The following is a 10,869-nucleotide window of genomic DNA, read 5'->3' as shown; positions in this document are numbered from 1 at the left end:
TAACAATACCGGCCATTGTTTGTGAATGGCCTTACTTTTTGATTTTTATTTACCCGGTAACAAGTAGTTTAAATTGTTTTTCCGGAATTCGCCCATGAGCAATTCTACCACTTTGGAGTAGCTTTTAATACCCTCGCGTTGGTCGTTAGCTTTTAAGAATAAATCGTAGAACCAATGGCTAAAAACTTCGATTGGGTTCTGAAAACGTTCCCAATAAAGTTTGTTTTCGGCGATATCTTTTTTTAAGGCAACACTATATAGTTGCTCCAGTTGCTTATAAGCGCGGGGGTTTACTTTTTTTAACCGGTTCATGGCGTACTTCATGGCCATATAATTGCCGGAGTATTGAAAAGCCGGGTCAGGATTCAGGCGGCAGGCTAAATACGCCACAAAATTAGCTTCGTCTTCGGAAGCAAACCCTATTTGGTGCGCCATCTCGTGGCAAATGGTGCTGGGCAACAAATAAGCCGGGGGATGCATATTTACGTTAGCTTCGCCGGTAAACGGAAAATAAATGCCACTTACACCAAAAAACGACATAACTTCCGGCACATAAACTTCTTTAACCGCAGGATACGCGTAAGCCATTTCCGGGAAAATTTTGGCGGCTGTTGCAAAACCCCGGGGAGCGCTGGTCAGCAAGTGTTGGTTACTCAACGCAAAACGCACGGGTTGCTGCTGGTTGGTAGTTACTTGTTGCCGGCTTTGGTTGGTAAGCTGAATCAGGCGTAGGCATAATGCTTCTAACTCGCGCGTAGAAATAGAATCTTCTTTTATTTTCACAATATCGGCAATGGGCAGCCGATGGTAATTTAAAGCCCACATACCGGTAAACAGAAAGTAAAATACCGATAAAAAAGTAAAGATGCCCAACAAGCCTCGGCGGCTAAATTCCCTCCAGCTTATTTGCCGTAACACTAACCGGCGGATATGTTTTATAATACCTACCAATAGCCCCGTTAAAAGGCTGTAAAATAAAATTTGTCCTACCGGAACAGAAACCCGGCCAAAAATTGCCCGAAGAAACTGACTTAGTTCTTTGTAAAAAAAATGGGTATAAAACTTTTCTACCCACTCCGAATTAAGTGCAATAATTTGCACCACTACTATTTGCAGGGGCAAACTCCCATAAATTAAAAAATGTGGGTGTTGCCTAACCAGCGCAAAGATTTTTTTAAAGAAAGATTTGATAGTTAAATAAACAAACAAGGCAAATACACAAATAAACTTGTAATCACATAAAACGGGCGGCTCCTAGTAAATACGTGCTGCTCCAAATTAATAGCTGGGTTTTAGGAAGCCATTCTCTAAATAAAACATTTTTTTGTTAAACGCTGATCACAGGTTTAAAAGGTGGCTGGAAAGTAAAATTTTTAAAAGTTTAAATTCTATGTGATTCTCAAGTTCAAAATTTACCATAAAAAAAAGAACGGCCACTTACGTGGCCGTTCTTTTTTTTAAATATTAAAAATTTACTCGATTACTAATTTGGTTTGAGTATTTCCGGAAGTGCCGGCTGCTTTTAAGAAATAAATACCACGTACCATTTTCTGGTTTAAGTTGATTTCGGTGTTGGCAGTACCTAATTCATCGGTTTGAACCGAAATTGTACTTACTACGGTACCCACCATATCAATTAAAGAAAGGGTAACCGACTCCTGAGCAGCAAAATTCTGAACCGTTACGTGCAGGTTCTCGCCTGGGTTCGGGTTAGGATAAACATTAACTACTAAACCTGTTGCTGCATCGGAAGTGGTTTCATCTAATTCTGTTAAAACACTATTGCTAACACCGGTTCTATTGGCCGTGCTGGTAGCTGGTTTATCTGCTTTTAACAAAGTAATACGGGGTTTACCATCGCCATTACCATCGTAATATTCCGATACGTATAAGTTACCGGTCTGCACGTCTTCAATAACATCCAGCGGATTGGCAAATGGCCGGCGCAATCCCGGAATTTTAATTCCTTCGGTAGCAGTAATTTTGCTTTTATTTACTGCATCTACTGCTAGTACCATTAAGTCGTCGCCACCGCTAAAACGACAAACCAGCATTTTACCTTTTAACTTACCGCCAAAAGCATTGCTCCGGTATTCAATAGCACCGTTGGCCGAAATATTTAAACCAAAGTCATAGATATACCCCCGGTAATTAGGTTCATGCGGCGTGCCAACTTTATAACCGTACTGTACTCCGTTTACAGACCAAACCACTTCGCCTGGGTCAACACCACTGGTGGGGTTACCTCCAAACATAATATATTCGTTGCGCAACGGGTTTGGATGGCCATAATAGCCTCCTTTTACAACTCTAAATAAATAATCGCTTTGCGTGTCGCGGATGTTTTTAAGAGCAGGGATGGATGGACCGGTATAAGTTTGACCGTTAGACCATTTTTTGCCCGAAGACAAAGCTGGCGCATTACCACCCGCAGCCGAACCATTTGTTGGCACGTACAACTCGCCGTTAGAGTGCCATACCAAATCATAAGCATTCCGAATACCGGTGGCATAGATTGTTAATGGCGCATTAGAAGCATAAGGGTTGTAATTACCACCATCCTGGGTTTTCACATTAATTGGTAAACCTTGTTGCTGGGCTTTATTTAAATCTAAACGCAGTATAGCGCCGTTTAATAATCTTTCCGGACGATATCCCCAGGCGCCATCCGTATCACCCATTGCAGAGTTACTACCTTGCGGGAAATACAGAGCACCATCCGGACCAAACTTAATACTGTTGGTAGCGTGGTCTTTGTAAGAACGGGGCAAATTAATAACATAATCAATTATCTGAGGAGAAGCAGGATTATTTAAATTTATCCGCGATATTTTACCAGACCAGTCTGGTGCATTGGTAAACACCGGCGACGAATGGCTGATATAAGCTAATAAATTACTGGACGTGGCATTAGGCGCAAAATGCAACCCGATTAATAGACGACGGCTGGTTCCAAAAGGAGCAATGGTTTTATGGTTAGTAATGGTACCATCACTCCGGATATCCCAACGCTCAATTTTTCCGCCGGAAGTAGTGGCGTACAAGCGACGATCTGGCCCTACAACCAAAGAAGTAAATCCATCTGAACCAAAGGTGTTATCAATTAAAGTTTTTTCGGTAAAAGAAACACCACTTAAATCACCGGATGAAACCGGGGTATCGCTGGTAGTTTTAAACCGTGAAGTAAAAGGAATCATCATATTCCCCTTATCGTCCTTCACGTTGCTGGTAATCTGGAATTCGTAGGTAGTGCTGGGCCGCAAAGAAGCTGACAATGTAATGGCATCACCAGCGGCTGTTGAGTTAACCGCTGTACCGCTTACCTGGGTTTTGGTACCGGTAGAACTAACCATAAATAATTTGACCGTACTCGTATTTACGGTACTGCCATTAATGGCATTGCCCCAGGATATTCTAAATCTACGGAGATAGATTTATCTAAAGCTACATCAGTTTCTCCATCGCTGGGTCTAACAGCAGTAACAAAAGGACGTACGTTCGTGGTGGTAGTAGGCTTTACCACCACAATATAGGTGTTTTTAGAACCAACTGCCGGCGAAGCTAAATTGCCGCCTAAAGAAACAGTGCCTGCCGCAAAAGTTTTACTATAAACTGTTAAATAGCTAATTCGGGGATCGTTAATACCAATCCGGTCCGTTAGTTTTTGCCAGCTGCTCAACCAGGTAGGCAATTGGGTAGCCAACGGATCATATGCCACGTAAACCGTTACACTTTGGCTTACCGAAAAAGTTACGGCCGGCGAAGTTTTAACATATTTGTCATCGTTGGGGGTTTTAATAAAAACCTGGTTGCTTAACGAAGAAGGAACTGAAGTGATTTTGTAATCCCGATCGGTGTAAAAGATAGTTCCTACAGCTAATTTAGCCTGTGAATAAGGGTTACCCGTAAAAGATTTTATATTGCTAACCAGGTTGGTGGTAGTAGCTTGGTTAACTACACTAAACGAAATAGTTAAAGAAGTTCCGGCACCACCTGTGGCAGATGCACCGGCGTAGGGAGTACCGGTTAATTTGTAAGTACCAGTAGCTGGCACCCATGGTTTATAATCGCCATTTGTATCGCCAAATAAAGAATAAGGAGCGCCGGTTTCAGTTTTATTATAATTTTGTTTGCCGCTTAATGCAAAAGCCACACTACCCACGTTTGCAGGCTCAGTATTGGCCCGGATATTCAGGTTTTTCGTTTGTAAGGTTGCCAGGTTTAAAGTGGCCCCATTGGAGATAGTTTGAATGGGCTGATCGGTGTCAGCATTGATTAAGGTAAAGCTTACTACTTTCTCGCCCGCAAAAATGGCGTGTTTTAAAGAAGCGGGGTTCGCTTTATTTTTTAAAATTTTAATCGCTTTAGTAGCCATAGCAGCAGTTGGAGCCTGAATATGGATTATTAAAGCGAGAAGCAGGGTAACAGACCACTTCCTATTTGGTAATTCTACGAACTTTTGATAGGGAGTACATTCTTTTTTCATAATAACTTAAATTGCACAGGTGTAAAAAAATAAATTTTAATATGGGATACATCATATTTCATAAAAAGCGTTAGCGTATACTCCTAATTAAAATCAGGAATTTTAAACAGAAGCTACTCATGTTCAGCAATTATGAGATGCTAAAGATTTGGATTAGTTGGTCGAGGTCTCAGTAACTAGCTATTCTATAACTTTACTTGTAGATTTTTATACATAAAATTTAGCTTAATTCAGGTTAACAGGATTTTTTAAGACTATTGCTTTAACGGTATTTAATTAATTATGTTTTAAATAAAGATATTTATAAAATTATTACAATTTAGGTTACATACCAAATTAACTATTATAAAATTTTATTTAAATCTAAAACAAAGCCCTGTATGTACATTCAAACAAATTTTAGATTAATCCGGGTAATTATTTAACAGTAACTATTTTATCATATCTTAATTAATTAAAATTTCCATTTAATCCCACTAACATTTTTTATAGCTATTAACCGGTTTTTTAAAAATTTTATAATAATTTATAATCATTTTAAATAAATACACAAGTAAATAGAAAAATCAGCATATTAATTTAATTACCCAAATTCCTAAAACAGTAAAAATCAGCTATTTAAATCAATTATAACTTTTTTCAGTTAATCTTGCCTGTTACACTAACAAGCTAATTTAAATTAAAAAGTATTTATAAAGTTAAATATATAAAATAGACTTATACTAATTTTACTGCAAGATGCAGCACTATCCAGAGAAAAACAACACTTTAAGCCGGGGATTTAAAGTGGCATGTACCTTGACTTACATGAAATTACATGGTACTTAAGTAATGCACTTGGTTTAAAACCATTAAAACATTATCTGTTTCCTGCTTTTTTAAAGTTTTCGATTATTATAATTTACTTACCAGATTATGATTGAAATGCTTTGGGTTTGCTTTTTTTATTTAATCCGGCAGAATCCTTAACATTTATTTAATTTTTGAGTAGTGTTTATTTAACTCCTTAATATGGGGGGGGTAAGTAATTTAAAACTGATATTGGTTTTTAGTTAAAACAATTGCTTGCCGTTTAAACTTAATTAAAATTATAACTACTACTTTTGCTCCAAAACCAGTATTAACAACCTATGGCCCATACCAACGACAACCCTGGTTATAAATCGCCACGTAAATACATTGTTTCGAAACGAATAGACCGTTTGTTTTTAGAGCTATACTCTATTTACAGCTTTATTGCCCGCTTTTTTAAAGAAGTATTTTTACCCCCCTATGAAGGCAAAGAAATTATAAAGCAGTGTTTTGAGATAGGAGTTAAATCGTTACCGCTTATTTCTTTAACCGGGTTTATTATTGGTATTGTTTTCACGAATCAGTCGCGGGTTTCTTTAGCTGAGTTTGGGGCTACCTCGTGGTTACCGGCGTTAATCTCGGTGGCCATTGTGCGGGCTATGGGGCCTTTGGTAACTGCTTTAATTGCGGCGGGCCGGGTAGGTTCCAGCATTGGAGCCGAACTTGGCTCCATGAAAGTAACGGAACAAATAGAAGCCATGGAAGTATCGGCTACCAACCCGTTTCGCTTTTTAGTGGTAAGCCGGGTATTGGCTACTACGTTTATGGTACCTACTTTAATGATGTATATGGTTTTAGTAGCATTGTTAGGAGCCTACGTAAATGTGCATAAAAACGAGTTAACCAGTTTTACTACTTATTTCGTACAGGTGTTTAATGCCATTACCTTTTTAGATATTTTTTCTTCTATTATAAAATCGTTTGTGTTTGGTTTTACCATTGGGGTAGTTGGTTGCTATAAAGGGTATAATTCTTCGAAAGGAACCGAAGGGGTTGGTAAAGCGGCAAACTCCTCGGTAGTAACCGGCATGTTCCTGATTTTTATTGAAGAATTAATTTCGCTGCAAATAATTACTGCTTTAAGAACCATGTAATTCGGCCGTTATCATTATTTATGAAAAAAATAAATCCGAATATAGATAAAAACAACCGGGTCATTTCCATCCGCAACCTGAAGAAATCTTTTGATGATTTTGATGTGCTGAAAGGAGTAGATCTGGACTTGTACCAGGGCGAAAACCTGGTAGTACTGGGCCGCTCTGGCACGGGAAAATCAGTTTTAATTAAAATAATTGCCGGCTTGTTAAAAGCCGATTCAGGTGATATAAATGTATTAGGTAGCGATTTAAATAATCTTACCTCGGTAGAATTAGACCAGCTTCGTTTAAAAATTGGCTTTTCTTTTCAGAATAGTGCCTTGTACGATAGTATGACCATTCGCGAAAACCTGGAGTTTCCGTTGGTTCGGAATCAGAAAAACTTAAGCCGGCACGAAATCGACCGGATCGTGAATATAGTTTTGGAAGCCGTAGAACTCTCGCATACGATTAATCAAATGCCTTCAGAGCTATCGGGTGGCCAGCGTAAACGCATTGGTATTGCCCGTACGCTGATTCTGAAACCCGAGATTATGCTTTACGACGAACCTACGGCCGGCCTAGACCCGATTACCAGTATCGAAATAAATAAACTGATAAACGGTGTACAGAAAAGATTTAATACCTCGTCGATTATTATTACCCACGATTTAACTTGCGCCCGCTCCGTTGGAGACCGCATTGTTATGTTGCTCGACGGGCAGTTCCAGTACGAAGGATCTTTTGAAGAAGTATTTGCGGCGGGCGATGATCGGGTAAAAGCATTTTATGATTATAATTTTATCGAATAACTTTATTAATCTGTAAAAAGTAAAAAGAGCGGGTAATCAGAGGAGCGTTCTTCCGGAGCCTTGCTCATCACTATTAAACTAAATATTTATCACTTACTTAAAATGAGTGTATCAGAAAATAAACGTTCCGTTCTTGTAGGCATTTTTATATTACTGGCCTTGGTAATTTTTATTAGCGGAGTTTTTCTCTTAGGTGGCCAGCAAAAGCGGTTTGTAAACAGCATTAACATTAAAGCCGTTTTCGACGATGTAGCCGGTTTAAAACCCGGTAACAATGTTTGGTTTTCGGGGGTTAAAATTGGCACGGTTAAAGCTATTAATTTTTACGGCGAATCGCAGGTAGAAATAACCTTAAGCATCGAAGAAAAAACGCGCCAGTACATCCGCAAAGATTCTAAAGCTCGGATAAGCTCCGAAAGCTTAATTGGGAATAAAATTATTGTATTGTTTGGGGGCAGCCAGCAAGCCGCCCCGGTAGAAGATGGCGACCGGGTACTGGCCGAAAATCCTTTAGACACCGATGATGTAGTTGAAACGCTGCAGCAAAACAATAAAAACCTGGTAGGTATTACGCAGGATTTTAAAACTTTGAGTTCCCGGTTGGTGCAAGGCCAGGGTACCATGGGAGCTATTTTAAAAGATTCGGCACTGGCCGATAACTTCCGGGCAGTGGTAAATAATTTAAAACAAGCTTCGGCTACCACGGTACGGGCAGCGGGCGCATTAGCAACTTTCACGACTAAACTAAATACCCAGGACGGTTTAGCCAACAAATTTTTAACGGATACCGCCGTATTTAAACGTTTAGAAAGATCGGTTAGTAACATTGAGAATGCTACAGCCTCTGCCACCGACATTACCAATAACTTAAAACAAGTAAGTAATAAAGTAAACAGCGACTCCAATGCGGTAAGCGTGTTGCTAAACGACCCGGTTTTTGCCGAGCAACTTCGCAACACCATGACCAACCTGGAATCGAGTAGCGATGATTTAGATGAAACGTTAAAGGCGGTTCAAAACAACTTTTTATTAAAAGGGTATTTTCGCCGGAAAGCCGTGCGCGATGCCAAAGAGGCAGCCAAGCAAAAAGAAGCCGCTAATCAAAAAGAAAACGCCCCGGCCAATTAAAAATTTTTAAAATTTGGCATCTGAGTGAATGCCCAGCACCTATGGCTCATGTAACACCAAGCCCTGTTAAAGGATCTGCCTTTCCAGAAAACGCAAAGAACCTTATTTTAATTATAGGCGGAATTCTTTCGGCAGGTTTGGGGTTAAAAGGCTTTTTACTTTCCAGTCATTTTATTGATGGGGGAGTAACCGGCATTTCCATGTTGCTGGCGCAAATCTCGGGCTTTCCGCTGTATATTCTAATTTTATTTATAAACCTGCCGTTTATTATTTTGGGTTACCGGCAAATGGGCTGGCGCTTTTCTATTAAAAGTGCCTGCGCCATTGCGGGTTTAGCTATTTGTCTGGCGGTAGTGGATTTTCCCGATATAACCCCAGACAAGTTATTAACCGCGGTATTTGGTGGCGTTTTTATTGGGGTGGGCATTGGCTTAGCCATGCGTGGCGGCGCAGTGCTGGACGGTACCGAAATTGCCGCTTTAATTGTTAGCAAAAAGTACCCATTACTCAAAGTCAGCGATTTTATCTTATTACTCAACATTATCATTTTTACTGCGGCCGCTTTCTTGTTAAGCATCGAATCGGCGATGTATTCGATTTTAACTTATTTTGCGGCTTCCAAAATGATTGATTTTTTACTTTCGGGGATTGAGCAATATACCGGAGTAACCATTGTTTCGGAATTTAGCGAAGAAATTCGCCAAAGTATTACAGAAAAACTAGGCCGGGGAGTAACCATTTACCAGGGCAAGCGCGGCTTTGGCAAACGCGGCGACCGTAGCTTAAGCATTGATATTGTATTTACCGTTGTAACCCGTTTCGAGATTCCGGACTTGCGCAAAGAAGTAAAGCGCATTGACCCCAACGCTTTTCTAATTCAACACAGCATCGACGATACTGAAGGTGGTATGGTTAAAAAGAAACCTCTGCATTAGCCTCGCTCCTATTACGGAAGTTTTTAAGAAATAAGATTTTTTAAATTTTTGGCGTTTGGCAATGCACTTACCTCTTTTTATTCATGGGTAATTAGCCGAACCCCGTCCGGCGGCTCGCCTTTCTCAGATCTGCTTAAATTACTTGGCCGTTATGCTTTATGGTATTGCGGGCCAAAAAATTTTTAATTTTTTTTATTTCTACCGGGTTAATCAACATAATTTAAACGCTAATAATCAGTTATATACCCAAATACGATATAAAGAGCTTAAAAACTATGAAAGCCATTTTTCAAAATAAAAAACCAGCTAAAAAACAACTAAATAAAAAAAGTTTACTGCGGGAATGGGCCGATGCTATTATGTTTGCCGTAGTAGCGGCTACTTTAATCCGGTGGGCCACCTTCGAGGCTTATGCCATTCCGTCGGCTTCGATGGAAAAATCTTTGCTTACCGGCGATTATTTATTCGTGAGTAAATTACATTATGGCTCCCGAACGCCGGCTACGCCTTTGCAATTGCCTTTAACCCACCAAACCATTGGCAGCACCAAGATCCCCTCCTACTCCGATGCCATTACCTTGCCTTCTTTTCGCTTACAGGGTTTTTCTGAAATAAAACGCAACGACCCCATCGTTTTTAATTTACCTCCCGAGGATGAACATCCTTTTGATTTAAAAACGCATTACATTAAACGGTGCGTAGGTATGGCCGGCGATTCTTTTGCGATTAAAAACGGACAAATTTACGTTAATGGTCAGCCTACCAGCAATCCAAGTCAGGAACAATTTCAGTATTTTCTGGCTACCGACCGGGAACTCGACAAACAGTTTTTTCTAGACCGCGACATAACCGATTTTTATGCGGTACCAAATGGCTATGCCGTGCACATTACCCCATCTATAGCCCAAGACCTGGCTACCCTGGAATTTATTAAAAATGTGCAGCTCGTAATGGCTCCCGCGGGCGAGGTAGAGAATGATGTATTTCCGCAGGAACCCCGTATTTTTAAATGGAACCGCGATAATTATGGTCCCTTGTTTATACCTAAAAAAAACAGCACGGTAGCTATTACCCCCCAAACGCTGCCTTTATACGCCCGGATTATTACGGCCTACGAACATAATTCTAACGCCAAAATACAGGACGGTAAATTGTTTTTAGAAGGAAAAGAAGCGCAGCAATATACTTTTAAACAAAACTACTATTTTATGATGGGCGACAACCGGCACAACTCCGAGGACTCGCGCTATTGGGGCTTTGTGCCCGAGGACCACATAGTAGGAAAAGCCGTATTTGTTTGGATGTCCGTTGACCCGAATGCCAGTTTCCTGGAAAAGGTACGTTGGAACCGGTTATTTAAACCCATTGAATAATTAACACGAAGCAGCATTATTTATCGGTTATCAACCCGAAGATTTTTTGCTCTCGCCTGTTTCAAAAGTTTTAATGCCCGTGTTATTGATAAAACGCGGGCATTTCTCTTTTTTGGCTTATGGTACAACCCAACGATTGTTTAAAATAATATTTTTAAAATTTATAGGTTTTTAAAATTTATGATAATTTGCTGGCACATAAAATGA

8 protein-coding genes are annotated in these 10,869 nt (G+C 39.9%); 5 read left to right on the top strand and 3 right to left on the bottom strand.

Going from position 1 to position 10,869, the window contains the following annotated elements:
* Positions 1 to 45: 45 nt before the first annotated feature.
* From HUW51_RS15930 to HUW51_RS15920, 3 genes are all read right to left on the bottom strand, one after another.
* Entirely contained in the window at positions 46 to 1,122 is a 1,077-nt protein-coding gene (locus HUW51_RS15930; RefSeq protein ID WP_185270619.1) for a DUF3810 domain-containing protein, read from the bottom strand.
* A 350-nt stretch (positions 1,123 to 1,472) separates the two neighbouring features.
* Positions 1,473 to 3,353, bottom strand: a complete 1,881-nt coding sequence (locus HUW51_RS15925; protein ID WP_185270618.1) for a T9SS type A sorting domain-containing protein — start codon at positions 3,351 to 3,353, stop codon at positions 1,473 to 1,475.
* Between the two features lie 23 nt (positions 3,354 to 3,376).
* Positions 3,377 to 4,375: a hypothetical protein gene (locus HUW51_RS15920; protein ID WP_185270617.1), complete on the bottom strand. Its 999-nt coding sequence runs from the start codon at positions 4,373 to 4,375 to the stop codon at positions 3,377 to 3,379.
* 1,241 nt (positions 4,376 to 5,616) lie between these two features.
* On the opposite strand from HUW51_RS15920, the gene HUW51_RS15915 reads away from it, so the two are divergent.
* From HUW51_RS15915 to lepB, 5 genes are all read left to right on the top strand, one after another.
* Positions 5,617 to 6,432 (top strand): MlaE family ABC transporter permease, encoded by an 816-nt coding sequence (locus HUW51_RS15915; RefSeq protein ID WP_185270616.1) that lies wholly within the window; start codon positions 5,617 to 5,619, stop codon positions 6,430 to 6,432.
* A gap of 20 nt (positions 6,433 to 6,452) precedes the next feature.
* A complete protein-coding gene (locus tag HUW51_RS15910; protein WP_185270615.1) occupies positions 6,453 to 7,226 on the top strand; it encodes an ABC transporter ATP-binding protein in 774 nt (257 codons plus the stop codon).
* Positions 7,227 to 7,328: 102 nt separating this feature from the next.
* The gene (locus HUW51_RS15905; protein WP_185270614.1) at positions 7,329 to 8,354 is read left to right on the top strand and encodes an MlaD family protein; all 1,026 of its coding nucleotides are present in this window, start codon (positions 7,329 to 7,331) and stop codon (positions 8,352 to 8,354) included.
* A 41-nt stretch (positions 8,355 to 8,395) separates the two neighbouring features.
* Positions 8,396 to 9,289, top strand: a complete 894-nt coding sequence (locus HUW51_RS15900; protein WP_185270613.1) for a YitT family protein — start codon at positions 8,396 to 8,398, stop codon at positions 9,287 to 9,289.
* Between the two features lie 275 nt (positions 9,290 to 9,564).
* Complete coding sequence (gene lepB / locus HUW51_RS15895) at positions 9,565 to 10,662, top strand: signal peptidase I (protein ID WP_185270612.1); 1,098 nt, start codon at positions 9,565 to 9,567, stop codon at positions 10,660 to 10,662.
* Positions 10,663 to 10,869: the final 207 nt, after the last annotated feature.

The organism is Adhaeribacter swui (assembly GCF_014217805.1).
GTDB classification, from domain to species: domain Bacteria; phylum Bacteroidota; class Bacteroidia; order Cytophagales; family Hymenobacteraceae; genus Adhaeribacter; species Adhaeribacter swui.
This window is presented reverse-complemented; position numbering and strand designations above follow the sequence as displayed.